We start from the raw sequence: 17,582 nt of genomic DNA, 5'->3' as shown, positions 1-17,582 counted from the left end.
CGAACGCGCCACTGCTTTCCGCCAAGGGGTGCACGCGATTGCCCCCGCGCTCATTGCCACCGGTACCTGGGGCATGGTCACAGGGGTGGCGATGGTCAAATCCGGCCTGACCGAGTCGATGGCACTGGCCATGACCCTGCTGATGTACGCCGGTTCGGCACAGCTGACGTCACTGCCCTTGATCGCCACCGGCGCGCCGATCTGGCTCATCTTCGCAGCCGGCTGTGTGGTGAATCTGCGCTTCGTCATTTTCGGCGCGGCACTGCACCCCTTCTTCCGTCATCTGAGCTGGCCCAAGCGTCTCGGCCTGGGTTATTTCACTACCGACATGGGCTTCGTGCTGTTCATGCCGCGGTTTGGCGACGCCACGGTGCGGGGTACGCGCGAGCAGCTGTGGTTTTTCCTGGGCACCATCGTGCCGGGATGGCTGATGTGGCAGAGCTCATCGGTGCTGGGTATTTATCTCGGCTCCATGGTGCCGTCGACCTGGTCGCTGGATTTTGCCGCCGTGCTGGCGCTCATGGCCATCACCGTGCCGCTGGTGAACTCCAAACCCATGGTGATCTCGGTGCTGGCCGCCGGCATCGTGGCCTGGGTGGGGCAGCCGTTGCCGCTGCGCCTGGGGTTGGCGGCGGCCGTCATCGCAGGCATCGTGGCCGGGATCTGGGCGGAGCATTATTTCAAGCGCAGGGCTGCCTGATGGACGATCACGAGTATTACGTCTACAGCGCCATTCTGCTGCTGACCGTCTGCAGCCTGCTCACGCGCGCCGGCTATATGGTGTTTGGCGATTATCTGCCCCTGCCCGATTCCGTGCGCCGCGCGCTGCGGTATGCGCCGGTGGCGGCGCTGACGGCCATTGTGGTGCCGGATCTGTTGCCCTGGCATCCCGAAGCCGGTCCGGTGTTCGATTACCGCCTCATTGCCGGGATATTCGGCATTGTTGTTTTCCTGCGCACACGCAGTGCCGTCATGGTGATCGTGGCAGGCATGCTGGTCCTCTGGGGCCTGCGCTGGCTGGTCGGCTGAAGCCCCTTGTTCAGGCCCGCTCGGGGGGGCGGCGGGCTTTTCTGCGCGGCTGCGCTAAAATAAAGTTATCCACAGCAATCCGGGCTAGCCGTATTCCTCCGTTTTGTTCTTTTTCTGTGGCGCCCGGTATCTGCCCATCTCGATGACTCAAGCTACTTCTTCCACCGCGTCTGCTCCTGAGACGCGTACCTTTGCCGAATTCGGACTGCACCCGCTTCTGCTCAAGTCCATTGCCGAAACGGGCTACACCAGCCCCACGCCTATCCAGGCGCAGGCGATTCCGGTCGTCGTGGAAGGTCGCGACGTCATGGGCGCGGCCCAGACCGGCACCGGCAAGACGGCCGCGTTCACGCTGCCGATTCTGCACCGGCTCATGCCCTTGGCCAACAGCAGCGCCTCGCCCGCCCGCCATCCGGTGCGCGCCTTGATTCTGGCGCCAACGCGCGAGCTGGCCGACCAGGTCTATGAAAGCGTCAGGCGCTACAGCCTGCACACGCCCTTGCGCAGCGCCGTAGTCTTCGGCGGCGTGGACATCGGTCCGCAGAAAGAGGCGTTGCGTCGTGGTTGCGAGGTGCTGGTCGCCACGCCTGGCCGACTGCTCGACCACGTCGAGCAGAAAAACGTCAACCTGAGCCAGGTCGGCATCCTGGTGCTGGACGAGGCCGACCGCATGCTGGACATGGGATTCCTGCCGGACCTGGAGCGGATCATCCGCCTGTTGCCCGCGCAGCGCCAGGGCCTGCTGTTTTCGGCTACGTTCAGCAATGAAATCCGCAAGCTCGGACGCTCCTATCTCAACCAGCCGGTTGAGATCGAAGTGGCCGCGCGCAACGCCACCGCCGACACCGTCACGCAGATTGCGTATCCGATGTCGGGCGACGCCAAGCGTGCCGCCGTGGTGCATCTGGTCAAGTCGCGCGGCCTCAAGCAGGTCATCGTGTTCTCCAACACCAAACTCGGCACGGCGCGTCTGGCCCGCCAGCTCGAGCGCGACGGCGTCAAGGCCGAGTCGATTCACGGCGACAAGTCGCAGCTCGACCGCATGAAGGCTCTTGAAGCCTTCAAGGCCGGCGAACTCGAGGTGCTGGTGGCGACCGACGTCGCGGCCCGGGGCCTGGACGTCGCCGGTGTGCCCTGCGTCATCAACTACGACCTGCCGTACAACGCCGAGGACTACGTGCACCGCATCGGCCGTACCGGTCGGGCCGGCGCCAGCGGCGAGGCGATTGCCTTGTTTGCCCCCGATGAAGAGCGTTATCTGCTCGACATCGAAAAACTCATCAAGCGTCAGGTGCCGCGTGGCAAGCTGGAGCTGCCGCCCGAACTGCTGGGCCATGGCCACCAGGGTCGCGCCGAGCGCGGCAGCCGTGAGGGCGGTCGCGAAGGTCGCGACAACCATCGCGACAATGGCGGGCGCGAGCATGCGCGCCGCACGCCGCGACAGCCGGTCGATGAGTTCTTCTTCAAGCCCTATGAGCCGTCAGCCGGTGCGGCGGCAAACGCCCTGACGCCGGAGCCCGATGCGGCCGCTTCGCCGGCGCCCAAGCGCCAGCTGGCCGTGCTGCTGGGCGGCGGGCGCAAGCCCGGCTGAGCAGCGCAATGCCCGGCCTTCAGGCCGGGCCGCCATTGCGGCTGAGCAGCCGCGTCAGGTCGGGCAGGGTCGTATCGATGTGACGTTCCCCGCCTTCGGCCAGGCTGTCGAGCAGCCTTTCCAGATGAGCGATATGCGGCAGCATGGTGCCGTAGAAGCGGGTCTGCCCGCCGACCTGCACCAGCAGGGTAGGGAAATTCTCGACGTCTTCATCGCCGAGCAGTTCGGGATGATCTTCAATGTCGATCCAGGCGAACACCAGATCCGGGCGTTCGCGGGCCAGGGCTTCGAAGCGGGCGCGGTATTGCTGACAGGTGTCGCACCAGGCGGCGCAGAAGCAGGCCACCAGCCAGCTGTCCGGGCGGGAGAGCGCTTCGCGCTGAGGCAGAGAGTCGGTGGCGGGCAGAAGTAAAGGCATGTGGGCAAACCGTGGCGTGTTTGACTATGATACCCGGCATGCCGTCTCTCCTGGCCTGCCCATGAATCTGCCCTCCACCACGCCGCCTGCGGCCGCCGCCGCGAGCGCGCATATCGCGCGGGCGTTCAAGCGCGCCCTGGTCTCCCAGCTGCATCCGAACATGTTGTTCGCGGTGTTGCTGCCTTTTCTCATCGCCCTGGTCGGGGCGTTTCTGCTGCTTTGGCTGTTCTGGACGCCATTGACGGATTGGCTGACGCTGGAAGCGTCGCGCTCGGATGTGGTCAATCGCGTCGATGAGTGGCTGGTGGCGGTCGGGCTGTTTTCGCTCAAGCTGTATCTGGTGCCGGTGCTGGCGGCCGCCATCTTGCTGCCGATCTCGGGCATTCTGGGGCTGGCCATCGCGGCGGTCTTCGTCATGCCGCTTGTGTTGCGTCATGTCAGCCGGCGCGAATACGCCGCACTGCAGGCGCGGGGCCGCCATGCCACTGCCGTGAGCGTCTGGAACGCATTGTGGGTCAGCCTGGCCTTTGCCGCCGGCTGGTTGCTGACCCTGCCGTTCTGGCTCGTGCCGCCCATGGCTTTGCTGCTGTCGGTTTTCTGGTGGGCGTTTGCCTTTTCGCGCATGCTGCGCGTGGATGCCATCGTCGAGCACGCCAGTCCCGAAGAGCGCCGCCACCTGCTTGCGCGCAACAATATCGGGTTCTGGATCATCGGCCTGATCTGCGCACTGCTGAATCTGTTGCCGCCGGCCTGGATCATCCTGCCCACCTTCTCCAGCCTGGTCTACGCCCATTATGGGCTGGACGCGCTGCAGCGCCTGCGGGCGACGCAGGCCGCAACGGTGGGCGATCCGCCGCGGCTGGAACAGTGAATCCACTTTTTCCCGTTTTCTTTTCCAGGGCTTTCCATGGTTACTGACACTGCCTCGCGCCGGATCGGCCTCATCATCGTCGGCGATGAAATTCTCTCCGGTCGACGCCAGGACAAGCACTTTGCCAAAGTGGTCGAAATGCTGAGCATGCGCGGCATGAAACTGTCGTGGGCGCAGGTGCTGCCCGATGACCGCGAGGTGCTGGCCGATGCCTACCGGCGCAGCTTCGCCAGTGGCGATATCGTGTTTTCCTGCGGGGGCATCGGCGCCACGCCCGATGACCACACCCGCCAGGCGGCAGCGGCCGCGTTGGGCCTGTCACTGGCCTTGCACCCCCTGGCCGAGGAGGCCATCGTGCAGCGCACCCGCGATCTGGTGGCGAAGGGCCAGGGAAGCCTGGACATGAGCACCCCGGAGAACCAGCAGCGTCTGCAGATGGGGATGTTCCCCTCGGGCTGTGAAATCATCCCCAATCCCTATAACCGTATCCCCGGCTTCTATCTGCGGGATCACAGCTTCGTGCCGGGCTTTCCCGTCATGGCCTGGCCCATGCTGGAATGGACCCTGGATACCCGTTATCGCGAGTTGCAGCACACGGTGGTGCACACCGAACACTCTTTCCTGGTTTTCGGGTTGCCCGAGTCCCGCATCACGCTTTCCCTGCAGACGCTGGAATCGCGCTGGCCAGGCGTCAAGGCCTTCAGCCTGCCCAGCGTGGGCGAGGCGGGTGCTGCGCCGCACATCGAATTGGGGGTCAAAGGCGACCCCGACGCCGCGGCGCAGGCGCTTGAATTCCTGCGCGCGGAGGTCGAGCGTCTGGGCGGCAGCTTCGTGCCGCCGGCACGCTGAACGGGGACGGGGCGGACCGACGGGACAAATAAGGGTTGCCAAATCGCCGCTTGAATTTCACAATACGGTAAAACAAATATTGCTGCGCTGCCGCATTCTTGACGGCGCCACGCCCAAACATGTCTCGAGCGCCTTCCGCCTCCGTTTCCTCGTCCGATGTTGATGTCGGCCAATCCCAAATCGCCATCCAGGTTCTGGAGCGGGCGATGAGCCTGCTCGACGCCTTGGCTGCCCAGCCAGAGCCGGTCACGCTCAAGGAATTGTCGGCGACCACCGGCCTGCATGCCTCCACGGCGCACCGCATCCTCAATGATCTGGTGGTGGGCCGCTATGTCGAGCGGGTCGACAATGGCCTGTACCAGCTCGGCATGCGTCTGCTGGAGCTGGGGTCGCTGGTCAAGGGGCGGCTCAATGTGCGCGAGGCGGCCATCGGCGTCATGCGCAATCTGCACCGCTCGACCGGCCAGACCATCAACCTGTCGGTCCAGCAGGGCGATGAAATCGTCTATATCGACCGCGCCTGGAGCGAACGTTCCGGCATGCAGGTGGTGCGCGCCATCGGCGGGCGGGCTCCCTTGCACCTGACCTCCACCGGCAAGCTGTTTCTGGCAACCTGGGATCAGCGTCAGGTGCGTGCCTATGCCCTGCGTACCGGCCTGGCCGGCAATACGCGCAACAGCCTCACCGAGCTGGAACGCCTGGAGCGCGAGCTGGCGCTGGTGCGCCGTCACGGTTACGCGCGCGACAACGAAGAACTCGAGCTGGGCGTGCGCTGTATTGCTGCCGGCATCCAGGATGACACCGGCCGCCTGGTGGCCGGGCTGTCCATTTCCGCCCCCGCCGAGCGTCTGCAGGACGAATGGGTAGCGCTGCTCACGGATGCCGCTGCCCTCATTTCCGAGGCCCTGGGCTTCGAGCCCGACAGCCATTCCAGCGCTGCGGTCGCCTGAGTCCGCCTGCTGCGACGCTGTCCCCGGAATGCGCAAGGCCTCCCCTGACAGGGAGGCCTTGTGCGTCGGTGGGCTGCTGGCGGGTTATTGTTTTTCGATCTTGGCCTTGGAGAAAAGCTTTTCCCATTGCGGGACCTGCTGCTTCACCTTGGCGTCCAGGCCTTCGGGATTGGCTTCCTTGGTCAGTACCGAAGCCCCCAGCTGGCGCATGCGGTCCTGGAAACGGGGGTCGGCCAGGCCGGCTTGCAGGGCTTCCTGCAGTTTCTTCTGGATCTCAGGAGGGGTGTCCTTGGGGGCCCACATTCCGTGCCAGATACCGACCTCGAAACCCTTGAAGCCGGATTCGTCCATCGTAGGCAGATCCGGCAGGGTGGGCACGCGCTCCAGACTGGTTACCGCATAGGCCTTGATCTTGCCCGAGGTGATCTGAGGTGTGGTGTTGGTGGTCTGGTCGCACAGGATGTCCACCTGTTTGCCTAGCAGATCGTTCATTGCTGGCGCCGTGCCCTTGTAGGGAACGGTCAGCAGGTCCACGCCCAAGGCCTCGGCCAGCATCACGCCGCACAGGTGGCTGGCAGCGCCGATCCCGGCATTGGCCAGAGAGACCTTGTCCGGGTTCTTTTTGACGTATTCGACCAGCTCCTGAATGTTGTCGGCCGGGAAGTCGGAGCGCGCCACGATGGTCATCGGCACATCGACGACCAGGCCGATCGGCGCGAAGCTCTTGTAGGGGTCGTAGCCGGGATTCTTATAGAGCGAGGGGGCGGTCGAAAAGCCGGCGTGCATCAGTAGAATCTGGTAGCCATCGGGCGCGGCGCGCGCTACCTGGGTGGTGCCGATCGTGCCGCCGGCGCCGCCCTTGTTTTCTACCACGATGGTTTCACCCAGGGCCGGGCGCATGGCTTCGGCCAGCGAGCGGGCGACGTTGTCGGTGGGGCCCCCGGCGGCAAAAGGCACCACCATGTTGACCGGATGGTCGGGATATTTCGCCTGGGCGCCTCCCGCGGCAAAAGCCACGCCCAGGGCAGCAGCGAGCGAAAACATGCGGGGAAGTCGGTTCATGGCGTCTCCTGTGATTTGCAATGCGCTGCGATGAAGGATGTCTTGTTTTTTTTGGGATCGTCTGGCTGTCGGATGGCTTTCAACGCGCCAGCGTCCGCGCAGTGTAGACAGCAGCGCAGGGCGCGTCACCCTGGGGAAATTCCGCAGTCGGGGCGAGAAGACACGCGTTCGGCTTGGAATTGTGCGTTGCACAAAAAGTTGTTGACAGGTTTTTTTTAGCTCCTACAATAGGCATTGTGCATCGCAGCAAACGAGCCGGCAGCGATCAACGCCAGGTCCGCGCCCGTTTGGTGGCAGGTCATCGTGAATGCGGTGTCCTGATCCTAATTACCGTGAAGGAGAACCCCTATGAGCGCTATCCCGCAACAGATCCTGGCCCGTCAGAAGTCGGCCCTCAATACCCTGGTCGCTGCCCAGACCGCCATGTTCACCGGCTTTGAAAAGCTGGTCGACCTGAACCTGAAGGTGGTCAAGGCCACCCTGGACGAAGTGGCCCAGAAGTCGCAGCAGGCCGTTGACCTGAAGGATCCGCAAGACGCGGCCGCCTTCTCCACGGGCCTGGTGCAGCCCAGCGCCGAGAAGGCCCTGGCCTACGGCAAGCATGTCTATGACATCCTGAACAGCGTGCAAAGCGACCTGGCCAAGCTGGCCGAAGCGCAGATCGCCGAAGGTCAGGAGCACATCAACGAGGCCGTCGAGCAACTGTCGCGCAACGCCCCCAACGGCTCGGAAAGCGCTGTGGCGCTGATCAAGTCGTCGCTGGCTACCGCCAACAGCGCCTACGAGTCGCTCACCAAGGCTGCCAAGCAGGCTGCCGACGTGGCCGAGTCCAACCTGAACGCCGCGACCAATGCGACCTTCAAGGCTGCTTCGGATGCCGCTGAAGTGGCCTCCAAGGCCGCTGGCCGCGCCCGCCGCGCCTGATTCGTCAGCCGTGACTCATGCGCCGCAAGCCTGGCTTGCGGCGCATATGACCAGATTGGGCTTGTGATGGCGACCGGGTATGTAGTACCGTGTTGTCACAGAGCAGAGCTGGAATTAGGGCCACCTTCGGGTGGCCTTTTTTTATGCCTGGCTCGCGCAGCGCGGGGCGAGACATTGCGGCCATTTCGATGGCCGCAATGTCTTTATCTGCTGGCGGTATTGCGCAGGGTTGCCACGCATTCGCCAACCAGCGCCGGGCCGCGATAGATCAGGCCGGTGTAAAGCTGGACGGCATCGGCGCCGGCGGCGATTTTCTCGCGCGCCTGCTGGCCTGAAAGAATCCCGCCCACCCCGATGATGGCCAGCGCTTGCCCCACGCGCTGACGCAGGCGCTCGATGACGGCCAGCGACAGCTCGTGGACCGGCGCACCCGACAGGCCGCCGGCCTCCTGGGCATGGGCCATGCCTTGTACGGCGTCGCGCGACAGCGTGGTGTTGGTGGCGATGACGCCATCCACCCCGTGGGCCAGCAGCGTGTCGGCAATGATGTCGATCTGCTCGGGCGTCAGGTCGGGAGCGATCTTGACCGCCAGGGGGACCTGGCGCTGATGCAGCTGCGCCAGTTCATTGCGTTTGTCGCGCAGCGCAGCCAGCAGTTGCGAGAGCTCGTCGCCGCCTTGCAGGGCCCGCAGGTTCTGCGTATTGGGCGATGAAATGTTCACCGTGACATAGTCGGCGTGCGGATAGACGCCGGCCAGGCCGATCAGATAGTCGTCTGCGGCACGCTCGATGGGGGTGTCCGCGTTCTTGCCGATGTTCAGCCCCAGCACGCCGCCCTGTTGGCGGAACTGGCTGCGGGTGACGTTGGCCAGAAAGGCGTCCAAGCCCTGGTTGTTGAATCCCAGGCGGTTGATGAGCGCATTGGCCTTGGGCAGACGGAACATCCGCGGCTTGGGGTTGCCCGGCTGCGCGCGCGGCGTCACCGTGCCGACCTCAACGAAACCGAACCCCAGGTTGCCGAGCGCATCGATGTGCGCCCCGTTCTTGTCCAGACCCGCGGCCAGCCCGACCGGATTGCGCAGCGACAGCCCCATCAGCGTGACGGGCCATTGCGGCTGGTCGTGCAGCCAGCGCCGGGTGGTGCCGCAATCGTAGGCGCGCTGCAGGCCGGCGAGCGTGACTTCGTGGGCGGTTTCCGCATCCATGGCGAAGAGCGCCGGACGGGCCAGGGGGTAGGCGTTGAATAGGATAGACATGAGGCGGAATTGTATGCGAGGGCCGGGCGTGCGGGGAGGGGATGATCAAGGGTTGCGCCACTGCCCGTCAACATAAAGCTGCTGCGGCAGGAAGCCGGATTTGTATGCCATTTTCCGACTGTCGCGGATCCAGTAACCGAGATAGAGCCAGGGCAGGCCCAGCTGACGACATTGATCGAGTTGCCACAGGATGCTGTAGGTGCCCAGGCTGCCGGCCGCATCAGGATCGTAGAAGGTGTAGACCGACGACAGGCCGTCTTCCAGGATGTCGATGAGCGAGACCATGGCCAGCTGGTCGTCGGGGTAGCGGAACTCGACCAGCCGCGTATTCACGCGTGAGGTCAGCAGAAACTGCGCGTACTGGCTGCGGCTGTCCTCGTCCATCCCGCCGCCGGGGTGGCGGCTCTGCTGGTAGCGGGTGTAGAGCTCATAGTGCTCGGGCGACCAGGCCAGCTCCGCTACCAGCGGGCGCAGTTCCTGGTGGGCCTTCCAGGCGCGTCGCTGGCTGCGGTTGGGAGCGAAGGCTGTCGCGTCCACGCGCAGCGGCACGCAGGCCTTGCAGTTGTCGCAGTAGGGTCGGTAGGTGAACAGGCCGCTGCGGCGAAAGCCCTGCTGCACCAATTGCGAGTAGGTGCCGGCATGGATCAGGTGGCTGGGGGCGGCCACCTGGGAGCGAGCCTGCCGTCCCGGCAGATAGCTGCAGGGATAAGGGGCGGTGGCATAGAACTGCAGCGTGGCGAAGGGAAGTTCTTTAAGCTGGCTCATGCGTGACGTGACGGCGCAGACAGTGCGCCTGCTGTCCGATATTAACGCTGATTGGCGTCGGTCACGATGCGCCCGTCCTGGCGCAGCACGCCCGCCTGCCAGGGCGGGGTTGGCTGTTGCCGGGCGAGTTCCAGGCGGGCCTGGAACTCATGGCGTGGCAGCGGGCGCGCGCCCAGACTCGCCAAGTGACCGGTCTGTTGCTGGCAATCTATCCATGCCACGCCGTGGCGCCGCAGGAAGGCCACCAGATAGGCGAGGGCGATCTTGGAGGCGTCGGTCACGCGCGCAAACATGGATTCGCCGAAGAACATGCCGCCCAGGCTGATGCCGTACAGCCCGCCGGCCAGTTCGCCGTCGATCCAGGTTTCGATGCTATGCACTTGTCCGGCGGCATGCCAGGCGGCGTAGGCGGCCTGGACGTCAGCGGTGATCCACGTGCCTTGCTGGCCTTCGCGGCTTTGCGCGCAGGCGGCGATCACCTGCCGGAAGGCGGTGTCCACCCGGACCTGGACAGGAGAGTGGTCAGTGGCCTCGTCGCGGGCCAGGCGTCGCAGCGTCTTGCGCATAGAGCGCGAGAGCGAGAAGTCGGCGCAGGCCAGCACCATGCGCGGATCGGGACTCCACCACAGCACCGGTTCGCCTTCCGAATACCAGGGGAATATCCCCTGCTCGTAGGCCATGCGCAGCCGTTCGACCGACAGGGTGCCGCCGGCGGCCAGCAAGCCGTTGGGCTCGGCCAGCGCCAGGCTGGCGTCGGGAAAGGGGGTGTCGGCGTCCAGCCAGGGCAGCTTCAAGAGGTGCGATGCGAAGGAAGGGTGCAGTGGTGGGTGGGAAAGCGCCCCTCGCGCTGATCCTCGCGATACCGTTCCAGCGTGGTGGCCACCGTGCGGAAGGACAGTTCGGGCCAGGGGATTTCATCCAGGGCGAAATAACGCGCCTCCAGGCTCTCCGGGCCCGGATCCAGCTCCGGACCGAGGGCGCGGGCCAGATAGAAGATATGCACCTGATCGACCTGCGGTACGTCGATGATGGTGTACAACTGCCCGAGTTCGATCCGGGCGCCGGCTTCTTCGAGCGTTTCGCGTGCCGCACCCTGGGCCGTGCTTTCTCCCAGCTCCATGAAGCCGGCCGGCAGCGTCCAGGTGTCGTAGCGGGGTTCGATGGCGCGCCGGCACAGCAGGATCTTGCCTTCCCAGACCGGCACCGTGCCGACCACCATGCGCGGATTCTGATAGTGGATGGCGCCGCAGTGGTCGCAGATGTCGCGGGCCCGGTTGTCATCTTCGGGGACGCGATGCTGGACGGGCGAGCCGCACTGGCTGCAGAAGCGGGCGCGACGTGGCGCCGGGAAGTAGCGGATGGGGTCGGTCATGATGCGGATTCTACCGTTTGCGCCCGGCGCTGGCCGAAATGCATCTCCAGATGATCCACGAAGGTGCGCACCTTGGGTGAGAGCAGGCGGCGTTGTGGATAGACCGCCATCATGGTGATGGGCGGGCGGCGATACTCCGGCAGCACGGCGACCAGGCGTGCGGCGCGCAGGTCATCGCCCACCAGGAACTCGGGTTGCAGGATGATGCCCTGGCCGGCCAGGGCGGCGGTGCGCAGCACATCGCCATTGTTGGCGCGCATCGCCGGGGTGATGCGCACCAGGGTGGTCTGGCCGTCTTTCTCGAACGGCCAGTCCACGCCGCCACTGGCGTAGCGGTAGTGCAGGCAGCGGTGCTGGCGCAGCGCCTCGGGATGGGCCGGCATCCCGTGGCGATCGAGATAGTCGGGCGAGGCGCAGACGTGCAGCGCCTGGGGCGCCAGCGGTCGGGCGACCAGGGAGGAGTCATTCAAGGGCCCGATGCGCACTGCCACGTCGAAGCCCTCTTCCACCAGATCCACGGTGCGGTCGTTCAGATCCAGATCGACCGTGACTTGCGGATAGCGCTGCAGATAGGCATTGATGGCCGGAGACAGCTGCAGTATCCCGAAAGAGACTGGCGCGGCGATGCGTAATTGCCCGCTGGGGGGCTGGCCCGGGCCCTGCGCCAGCAGCGCCAGGCTCAGTTCATCCAGCTCGTGCAGCAGCGGACGCACCCTGTCGTAGAAGGCCCGCCCGGCCTCGGTCATGCTGAGCTTGCGCGTGCTGCGGTTGAGCAGCCGCACGCCATACTTCTGTTCCAGAAAGGCGATCTGGCGGGTGATCACCGAGCGTGCCGCGTTGGCGCGTTCGGCTGCCGCGGCAAAGGAGCCCAGCTCCACGACATTGACAAAGGTCTGCATGGCGGTGGGAGTGTCCATGGCGGCTCCGTTGCGGGTCGGAAAAAGCGGTCAGGCTTGCGGCCTGGGGTCGAACCCCAGCAGGGCGGGCATGGCTGCGCGATCCGCGTGACGCCAGGGGGCTGCGCCGCCCAGGCCGTGCACGGTCTGCGTTAGGGTGAGATCGTCGGCCGCCAGGAGAGGGCGCCCGCTGTCCAGGGTGAGGCGCTCCAGGATGGCGGGAAGGTCGCGATCGTCGATCAGGCCCGGCCCTTGCTGCGTGTGGGCCCAGACCTGCCCTTCGTCATCGAGCCACCAGCCGAGCACCGTGCCGGCTTCCAGGCCGTTGTGCGTGATCAGGCCATGGGCCTGATCGTCCAGCCGCAGGATGTAGGGCGCACCCTCCAGCATGACGTAGACGCGTTGCGGGCCGTTCTGGAAAAACCACTGGCCGGCCTCGTTGGCGGCATAGTTGCGATTGATGAAGGCCAGGATCTGCGGGTTGGTGATGGATTCGGGGGCGCCCTGGGGGTGCAGGTGCCAGCGGCCGCGCCTGTCCAGAGAGAGCCAGCCGTAGGCGGCGGGCACATCGGGCCAGCGTTGCAGGGCGTCAAGGACGGCTTGATCCATCGAGGGCTCCGTAGTGGCTGTGCCTGGGCATTATAGGCAGTGGCAGCCGTTCAGGCCCGGCAGGAAAGCAAGGGGGGCGGTCAAGCGATGTCTGCGCAATCATCCCCACACAGCGCCGCAAAAGAAAAAGGCCCACATTGCTGTGGGCCTTTCGGTACTTGGAGGCGCAAGCCGGAATCGAACCGACGTACACGGATTTGCAATGCGGTGTGACTGTACGGGCATACAGCGCCTTCCCAGTGGAGCAACCTTCAAATTCGAAGCCAAAACGGGCTTAAAGAGCAGGGCAATGTCAAAGTTTCCCCACACCCTTTTGAGTGATTGCCCCCAGGGCGTCAGCCAGGTTATCGGTCGACAAGTGCGAGTACCGAGCGGTTGATCGTGCGCTCTTATGGCCTAGCACTTTGCCGACTGTATAGAGCGGTGTGCCGGCCTGGACCATTGCGCTTGCGGTCGAGTGCCGTAGATCGTGGAAGTGGAGGCCTGGCCGGTCCACAGCTTCGGCTGCTTTTCGAAACCAGATCATCATAGACCGGTAGCTGATCTTCGGCGGGAGGTGCTTGAGTGCGTATCGCGCGACTTTTGGCAGCATGGGTACCACGCGCCGCTCGCCGTTCTTTGTGTCTTCCAGAATAAACCGCCCTGGCTCGATCTTTGCCTTCCATATTTCGCCTTTTCGCATGCCGGTATAGAAGGCGATGAGGATCAGTGCGCGAGCGGGGCGGCGTTTACACGCCCTGGCCAATTGCAGGGCTTGCTGCCTGGTCAGGTACTCATGTCGCTCGTTGCGCACTTCCGGCAGTGCCACGTGCTGGGCCGGGTCAGGGATGCCAAGTCGTTTCGATTTCCAGTAGAACCGACATGCCGCTCGCAGCAAGACGATGCGTTGCTTGATTGTCGCGGGTGCTAGTTTATTCTGGCCTGCTGAGGTGATCCGCTCGCACACTTCGGACAGTTCGTTGAATCGCTTTCCCTCATAGTGCTCAAGCACTGCGGCCAGGTGCCCCATGGCCGTGCCATGGGACTTCAGGTCGGTTTTTTTCTCCAGGTAGAACTGAACCGCCGCCTCGATCAATGGCGATTCGTGCTCGATTCCTTGCGCTATCGCGTAGAGGCGGCTGCTTTCCTCCCGGTCGAACGCGTCGGCTTGAGCTTGACTCCATGCTTTTGGAAGAAGCTTCGTAGCCCGGACGCGCCGGCCGGAGATAACGCGGTCGAACTCAAAGCGATATCGACGGCGGCTTTTATCGAAGTAGATCGACATGAGTTCTCGTATTCCTCAACATCGGTGGATTCAAAGCGGATTTGCCTGCCTACCCGATAGCACGGGATAGGCCCGCCGGGGGCGGCCAGTCGCCGCGCAGTGTTGGGGCTGACCCGCAACCTGGCCGCGACTTCGGCTGGTGTCAGAATGGCCATGTCGGCTCCAAAGATTGGCCCGCTCCAGGCGGGCCTTATGCATTACGTGTGGTGTCCAGCATCTGCTGGATGGCTTCGGTCATTTCGGTGGTCTATAAGTCAAGCAAAAAGCGGATTTGTGACTCATATATGAGCCATTTCTGCGCAGCTTCTCCAGTACCGCAGACTCCGTAATTGCTATGAGATACTCGCGGCGGCAGCCTTCGATTCCGGGGTGGTTTGCCCGAATGAGCAGTGTGCGGCGCTCGGCGTCTGTCAATACAGTGCTGCTGGTGTTGGTGGTCATGCTGCCTCCCTTCCGATGTCGCGATACATGCGGTCCACAGTCTTCTGCCGGGCGTCCAGCTTTCTGGTGCGCGTCAGGTGGTCCTGCAGGGCTTTGTCGTATGGTTCGATCTCGCGTAACAGCCGGAGCTTTTCTTGGAGGTCGGTGGTCGCGTTACATTGGGCGGCCAGTGCGTCGCGCTTCGCGAGGTCGGGCTTCTCGGCTTCCCAGCGCGCTAACTCCGCATCGTAGTCGGCCAGCAGCTTCTCGCTGGCAATCCTCCAGCGGATGAAAAGCAGGTCTCGGCGGCTGATGCGTAGGAAGAGTCCCTTTTCACGCACGAAGGCAATGATTTCTTCCTTCGTGAACTCGTTAAGGATATCGGGGCCGTTTGTCATGCCTCACCTCCCTTCGCCTCGGCAGGATGGGCAAACGCCTTTCGTTTCAACCCTTACTGTCCGAGTACGTCCCTTTCCGTATGTCTCCGTATGCAGCGCGGTTACATCGCTGGAATTACTGGTGAAGTAGACCCAGCGGCCGGCGTCGTTGAAACGGAAGACCGTCACACCGTTATGCGTGAACAGCTTTGCGACCTGAATCCCGACGTTGTCTGTGTCGGATACGGAGATAGGGTCCTTGGAGCAGCCCGCAATTGTGCAGGCTGCCAGTATTGTGACCAGGATTCGCATCACGCTCCCCCCTTGTGCTGCTGGGCGGCGCAATGCGCTGCAGCTTCCTCTGGGCTCGCCAGCTCGAAATGTGGGTGCTCTTTACCGTCGGGTGTGACCACCACCATGCGGTGGGTCTTGAATAGCCCTCCTAAGCTCCAGTTGCAGGGTTTGCCGTCCGGCACCTTCCTGGGCGATTCGGCGCCAGTGAAGCGCCCGATGCAGGAAAAGCCGACATAGCGCGCCACGCCGTCCCAATCATTGCCGGCGCCCGCGGCGATGAAGTCGATCGCGTTCTGCAGGCAGCCACACATCGGGCACTTCACCGTCGTCAATTCACTGCTGCGGGCTTGGGTCTTGCACGCGGTCTGAAAATCTTCCAACGTCATGCGCTTCATACCCCACCCCCTTCGCCCTGCTGGGCGGCAAGCTCGGCAATCAGGAAGGTGTCATAGCTTTGCCCTGCTGCATGGGCGCGTATCCAGCGGTTGTACTCGGCGGCGACAAGCTCATTCACCGCATACCGGTCAAACATGGCCCGCAGGGTGGCGGCTGCGCAGCTAAGCATCCCTGGCTCGAAAGTCTGCTGATCAAGCCAGTAGGCCAGCGCCATAACGCGCTCGCGTTCTGTCTCGGCGTTGGCGGTGTCGTGTTTCGCTTTCTGGATCGCCTCCCCGGCTACAGGGGCGCTTGCCATGTCCACGGGGTCTACTGGCGTTACGGTGCCGTCCGGCTGTTCCTCCACCGGGCAAGGCTTGGCTACAGGGGCGCTTGCCAGGGCGGCGCGGCGTCCGCGCTCTTGCCATGCCAGGGCGGCAACGTGCCCGTGATGCCAAAGGCGCACGGCTTCAGGCTCGCTGTAGACGCTCGGGTAGGAGCCCGCCAGCCACGCGGTGAACGCCGCCCGCTCATCGGCTACAGGGGTGCGCAGCTTTACCAGCGCCTTGTGGGCTTCGTACATGAGCAGGGTGACGTTGTTCTTACCGCCGTGCAGCCCGATCCATTGGTGAAGCCGGGCAATCACGCATTCCGGGCTGCCGTAGCCGTAGCCACGGATCACTACATTGACGTACTCATCGCTGAGCGGGTTTTCGCTGGCCGGTGGCGCGGGATCCGCCCCGCACACGGCACATGGGATGTTGTCGCCGGATGGCGCGCCTTCGCAGGCAACGCATTGCTTCGCCTTGGGGGCCACAGGGGCGCGCTCGTCTGCGGCAGGGGTGGCGGGACAGACTGGGGTGGTATCAAAATCCGTTTTCTTATTCCGCATGGGTTGATCCTTCGGTAGCTTGATCTGCGCCCAGCACCCAGCGGAGTGCGGCGGCGTATTCGCCCTGGGCATCTGCCAGGGCGGCGGTGATTTCCTTTCGGGACTTGAGGCGGGGGCGCTCGCCCATGATTGCGGCCTGCTTACGGCTGCGCTCATGGGGTTTGACACCCTGGCCGGCATCGATCAATTCGGCCACCTTGGAACGCTGTTCATCGGGCGCCAGTTTGGCCAGTGCTGTTGCATGGGATACCGTGATCTGCCCAGCCTCGACGGCCTTTTGCACGGGGGCGGAGCAATCGAGCAAGGCCAGGGTGTTACGCACGGTGGCCACTGAGCAGTTGTAGATGACCGCCAGTTGATCTTCGCCACGGCCCAAGGCCATGTGCCGGCGCATCTTTTCGGCGCGGCCCATTGGTGTATCAGCGGTACGGGCTTCGTTCTCGCTGGCGATGGCATCCGGGGCGTTCTGGCGTTTCCCCTGGTAGACGATGCCAGGCACCATGCGGGGAGGTTCGCCACGGACCTTGCGCCATTCGTTTGCGAGGCGAGTGGACTTGACACGCTGGCGGCCATAGACGACTTCGACGGCACCTGTTTCCGGGTTTTTGGATACCGCGACGGGTTCCAGCACGCCCTGGTAGTCGATATTGCGGGCCAGCTGTTCGTCTACCGGAAGGTGTACGCGCTCGTCGTACAGCGGCGATACTGGATCGGCAACTAGGGTTAGGGCGTCAGGGTCGAAAAAAAGGACGTTGGTTTTACCGCTGGCGCCGTAGGCGTCGATGCTGTTCTTTGCCATGCTGATTCCTGTTCGTGGCTGGGCTGGACTGAAGTCGCAGGATTAGTACGGAATCCAGCCGATGATTGGCCGCTTGGTTCTTTTGCTAATGCGCAAAGCACCGCTTTTGTCGTGAAGCTCTCCGCGAACCATGATGCGGAGCCGGGACGTTCTGCCAGCCCGCCCGGCGAGGGTCATGAAGTCTTGCGCGAAGTGCGGGGTGGAAAATGGCGCTGACAACTGGACCGGCTTGGCCTTCTGAAGGATCACCGCCGTCTTGAGGGAAACCCACGCGGACTCATCGGCCTCAGTGACGTGTTGTCGCTCCTGGGGGGGCATGGCGGTCACGTGCTTTTGCCATGCCTTCTCGGCAGCCTTCTTCGCCAGAATTTCCGTCATTCCAAAAAACGCAAAATGCACTCATGGGGCTCTCCTTGGATTGCTATGCGGCCGTCTCGCCGCCCAGGGCATGAACCAGTTCGGCCAGCAGCTTTGCCAGCTCGCCGGTCATCAGGGCGAAATCCGAATCAAAACGCTCATCGTCCGGTAGGCCGGGGCCCGAGCCTTCCTTCACCACATCCAGCGGTGTG

Annotated in this window: 23 protein-coding genes; 7 read left to right on the top strand and 16 right to left on the bottom strand. The window is 63.9% G+C overall.

The genetic code is table 11. The annotated features are described in order from the left end of the window. Positions 1–28: 28 nt before the first annotated feature. The 3 genes from A7V84_RS02570 to A7V84_RS02560 all read left to right on the top strand — a co-directional run bounded on the left by A7V84_RS02570 (position 29) and on the right by A7V84_RS02560 (position 2,620). Positions 29–700 (top strand): AzlC family ABC transporter permease, encoded by a 672-nt coding sequence (locus A7V84_RS02570; RefSeq protein WP_101605303.1) that lies wholly within the window; start codon positions 29–31, stop codon positions 698–700. Continuing rightward, positions 700–1,029 (top strand): AzlD domain-containing protein, encoded by a 330-nt coding sequence (locus tag A7V84_RS02565; protein WP_025516861.1) that lies wholly within the window; start codon positions 700–702, stop codon positions 1,027–1,029. The genes A7V84_RS02570 and A7V84_RS02565 overlap by 1 nt, the downstream gene beginning before the upstream one ends. Positions 1,030–1,171: 142 nt before the next feature. Then, the gene (locus A7V84_RS02560; RefSeq protein WP_025516860.1) at positions 1,172–2,620 is read left to right on the top strand and encodes a DEAD/DEAH box helicase; all 1,449 of its coding nucleotides are present in this window, start codon (positions 1,172–1,174) and stop codon (positions 2,618–2,620) included. Positions 2,621–2,639: 19 nt separating this feature from the next. Here A7V84_RS02560 and A7V84_RS02555 read toward each other — a convergent pair whose 3' ends face one another. Beyond that, positions 2,640–3,038, bottom strand: a complete 399-nt coding sequence (locus tag A7V84_RS02555) for a thioredoxin family protein (protein ID WP_033535278.1) — start codon at positions 3,036–3,038, stop codon at positions 2,640–2,642. A 61-nt stretch (positions 3,039–3,099) separates the two neighbouring features. Between A7V84_RS02555 and A7V84_RS02550 the strand changes: the two genes are divergently transcribed. From A7V84_RS02550 to A7V84_RS02540, 3 genes are all read left to right on the top strand, one after another. Further along, positions 3,100–3,909, top strand: coding sequence for an EI24 domain-containing protein (locus A7V84_RS02550; protein WP_025516858.1), 810 nt, complete (start codon positions 3,100–3,102; stop codon positions 3,907–3,909). A gap of 36 nt (positions 3,910–3,945) precedes the next feature. Beyond that, positions 3,946–4,758, top strand: coding sequence for a competence/damage-inducible protein A (locus A7V84_RS02545; RefSeq protein WP_025516856.1), 813 nt, complete (start codon positions 3,946–3,948; stop codon positions 4,756–4,758). Between the two features lie 119 nt (positions 4,759–4,877). Next, complete coding sequence (locus A7V84_RS02540; RefSeq protein ID WP_025516854.1) at positions 4,878–5,708, top strand: IclR family transcriptional regulator; 831 nt, start codon at positions 4,878–4,880, stop codon at positions 5,706–5,708. A gap of 84 nt (positions 5,709–5,792) precedes the next feature. On the opposite strand, the gene A7V84_RS02535 is transcribed toward A7V84_RS02540, so the two are convergent. Further along, positions 5,793–6,770: a tripartite tricarboxylate transporter substrate binding protein BugD gene (locus tag A7V84_RS02535; RefSeq protein WP_025516852.1), complete on the bottom strand. Its 978-nt coding sequence runs from the start codon at positions 6,768–6,770 to the stop codon at positions 5,793–5,795. Between the two features lie 348 nt (positions 6,771–7,118). Between A7V84_RS02535 and phaP the strand changes: the two genes are divergently transcribed. After that, positions 7,119–7,694, top strand: coding sequence for a TIGR01841 family phasin (phaP, locus tag A7V84_RS02530; protein ID WP_025516850.1), 576 nt, complete (start codon positions 7,119–7,121; stop codon positions 7,692–7,694). A gap of 203 nt (positions 7,695–7,897) precedes the next feature. Here phaP and A7V84_RS02525 read toward each other — a convergent pair whose 3' ends face one another. The 14 genes from A7V84_RS02525 to rdgC all read right to left on the bottom strand — a co-directional run. Further along, positions 7,898–8,950 carry a quinone-dependent dihydroorotate dehydrogenase gene (locus tag A7V84_RS02525; protein WP_025516847.1) on the bottom strand — a complete coding sequence of 351 codons (1,053 nt, stop codon included), beginning with the start codon at positions 8,948–8,950 and terminating at the stop codon, positions 7,898–7,900. 45 nt (positions 8,951–8,995) lie between these two features. After that, positions 8,996–9,715 carry an arginyltransferase gene (locus A7V84_RS02520; protein ID WP_025516845.1) on the bottom strand — a complete coding sequence of 240 codons (720 nt, stop codon included), beginning with the start codon at positions 9,713–9,715 and terminating at the stop codon, positions 8,996–8,998. Between the two features lie 41 nt (positions 9,716–9,756). Then, positions 9,757–10,509 carry a leucyl/phenylalanyl-tRNA--protein transferase gene (gene aat / locus A7V84_RS02515; protein WP_025516842.1) on the bottom strand — a complete coding sequence of 251 codons (753 nt, stop codon included), beginning with the start codon at positions 10,507–10,509 and terminating at the stop codon, positions 9,757–9,759. After that, the gene (locus tag A7V84_RS02510) at positions 10,506–11,087 is read right to left on the bottom strand and encodes an NUDIX hydrolase (protein ID WP_025516841.1); all 582 of its coding nucleotides are present in this window, start codon (positions 11,085–11,087) and stop codon (positions 10,506–10,508) included. The genes aat and A7V84_RS02510 overlap by 4 nt, the downstream gene beginning before the upstream one ends. Then, the gene (locus A7V84_RS02505) at positions 11,084–12,004 is read right to left on the bottom strand and encodes a LysR family transcriptional regulator (RefSeq protein ID WP_033535275.1); all 921 of its coding nucleotides are present in this window, start codon (positions 12,002–12,004) and stop codon (positions 11,084–11,086) included. The genes A7V84_RS02510 and A7V84_RS02505 overlap by 4 nt, the downstream gene beginning before the upstream one ends. A gap of 30 nt (positions 12,005–12,034) precedes the next feature. Then, positions 12,035–12,592: a DUF2946 family protein gene (locus A7V84_RS02500; protein ID WP_063491476.1), complete on the bottom strand. Its 558-nt coding sequence runs from the start codon at positions 12,590–12,592 to the stop codon at positions 12,035–12,037. A gap of 292 nt (positions 12,593–12,884) precedes the next feature. Next, the gene (locus A7V84_RS02495; protein WP_412778639.1) at positions 12,885–13,799 is read right to left on the bottom strand and encodes a tyrosine-type recombinase/integrase; all 915 of its coding nucleotides are present in this window, start codon (positions 13,797–13,799) and stop codon (positions 12,885–12,887) included. Then, positions 13,694–14,011, bottom strand: coding sequence for a helix-turn-helix domain-containing protein (locus A7V84_RS21790; RefSeq protein WP_081695098.1), 318 nt, complete (start codon positions 14,009–14,011; stop codon positions 13,694–13,696). The genes A7V84_RS02495 and A7V84_RS21790 overlap by 106 nt, the downstream gene beginning before the upstream one ends. A gap of 282 nt (positions 14,012–14,293) precedes the next feature. Further along, positions 14,294–14,674 (bottom strand): hypothetical protein, encoded by a 381-nt coding sequence (locus tag A7V84_RS02490; protein WP_063491474.1) that lies wholly within the window; start codon positions 14,672–14,674, stop codon positions 14,294–14,296. Positions 14,675–14,964: 290 nt separating this feature from the next. Then, a complete protein-coding gene (locus tag A7V84_RS02485) occupies positions 14,965–15,342 on the bottom strand; it encodes a VVA0879 family protein (protein ID WP_127070885.1) in 378 nt (125 codons plus the stop codon). After that, positions 15,339–16,214 (bottom strand): hypothetical protein, encoded by an 876-nt coding sequence (locus tag A7V84_RS02480; protein ID WP_063491472.1) that lies wholly within the window; start codon positions 16,212–16,214, stop codon positions 15,339–15,341. The genes A7V84_RS02485 and A7V84_RS02480 overlap by 4 nt, the downstream gene beginning before the upstream one ends. Next, positions 16,204–17,013, bottom strand: a complete 810-nt coding sequence (locus A7V84_RS02475) for a ParB/RepB/Spo0J family partition protein (RefSeq protein WP_063491471.1) — start codon at positions 17,011–17,013, stop codon at positions 16,204–16,206. The genes A7V84_RS02480 and A7V84_RS02475 overlap by 11 nt, the downstream gene beginning before the upstream one ends. Positions 17,014–17,055: 42 nt before the next feature. Next, on the bottom strand, positions 17,056–17,412 hold the full coding sequence (locus tag A7V84_RS02470; RefSeq protein WP_231940136.1) for a hypothetical protein: 357 nt from the start codon (positions 17,410–17,412) through the stop codon (positions 17,056–17,058). A gap of 22 nt (positions 17,413–17,434) precedes the next feature. Continuing rightward, positions 17,435–17,582 (bottom strand): recombination-associated protein RdgC (gene rdgC, locus A7V84_RS21600; protein ID WP_235815945.1); only part of this gene is annotated, 148 nt, incomplete at its 5' end.

The organism is Bordetella trematum (genome assembly GCF_900078335.1).
GTDB lineage: Bacteria > Pseudomonadota > Gammaproteobacteria > Burkholderiales > Burkholderiaceae_B > Bordetella > Bordetella trematum.
This window is presented reverse-complemented; position numbering and strand designations above follow the sequence as displayed.

Coding starts and splice junctions, on each gene's coding strand:
- A7V84_RS02480 (WP_063491472.1), bottom strand. CDS start 16,214: ATGCGGAATAAGAAAACGGATTTTGATACCACCCCAGTCTGTCCCGCC.
- A7V84_RS21790 (WP_081695098.1), bottom strand. CDS start 14,011: ATGGCCATTCTGACACCAGCCGAAGTCGCGGCCAGGTTGCGGGTCAGC.
- phaP (WP_025516850.1), top strand. CDS start 7,119: ATGAGCGCTATCCCGCAACAGATCCTGGCCCGTCAGAAGTCGGCCCTC.
- A7V84_RS02550 (WP_025516858.1), top strand. CDS start 3,100: ATGAATCTGCCCTCCACCACGCCGCCTGCGGCCGCCGCCGCGAGCGCG.
- A7V84_RS02510 (WP_025516841.1), bottom strand. CDS start 11,087: ATGACCGACCCCATCCGCTACTTCCCGGCGCCACGTCGCGCCCGCTTC.
- A7V84_RS02525 (WP_025516847.1), bottom strand. CDS start 8,950: ATGTCTATCCTATTCAACGCCTACCCCCTGGCCCGTCCGGCGCTCTTC.
- A7V84_RS02475 (WP_063491471.1), bottom strand. CDS start 17,013: ATGGCAAAGAACAGCATCGACGCCTACGGCGCCAGCGGTAAAACCAAC.
- A7V84_RS02485 (WP_127070885.1), bottom strand. CDS start 15,342: ATGAAGCGCATGACGTTGGAAGATTTTCAGACCGCGTGCAAGACCCAA.
- A7V84_RS02560 (WP_025516860.1), top strand. CDS start 1,172: ATGACTCAAGCTACTTCTTCCACCGCGTCTGCTCCTGAGACGCGTACC.
- A7V84_RS02540 (WP_025516854.1), top strand. CDS start 4,878: ATGTCTCGAGCGCCTTCCGCCTCCGTTTCCTCGTCCGATGTTGATGTC.
- A7V84_RS02555 (WP_033535278.1), bottom strand. CDS start 3,038: ATGCCTTTACTTCTGCCCGCCACCGACTCTCTGCCTCAGCGCGAAGCG.
- A7V84_RS02565 (WP_025516861.1), top strand. CDS start 700: ATGGACGATCACGAGTATTACGTCTACAGCGCCATTCTGCTGCTGACC.
- A7V84_RS02500 (WP_063491476.1), bottom strand. CDS start 12,592: ATGGATCAAGCCGTCCTTGACGCCCTGCAACGCTGGCCCGATGTGCCC.
- A7V84_RS02490 (WP_063491474.1), bottom strand. CDS start 14,674: ATGACAAACGGCCCCGATATCCTTAACGAGTTCACGAAGGAAGAAATC.
- A7V84_RS02535 (WP_025516852.1), bottom strand. CDS start 6,770: ATGAACCGACTTCCCCGCATGTTTTCGCTCGCTGCTGCCCTGGGCGTG.
- A7V84_RS02545 (WP_025516856.1), top strand. CDS start 3,946: ATGGTTACTGACACTGCCTCGCGCCGGATCGGCCTCATCATCGTCGGC.
- A7V84_RS02505 (WP_033535275.1), bottom strand. CDS start 12,004: ATGGACACTCCCACCGCCATGCAGACCTTTGTCAATGTCGTGGAGCTG.
- A7V84_RS02520 (WP_025516845.1), bottom strand. CDS start 9,715: ATGAGCCAGCTTAAAGAACTTCCCTTCGCCACGCTGCAGTTCTATGCC.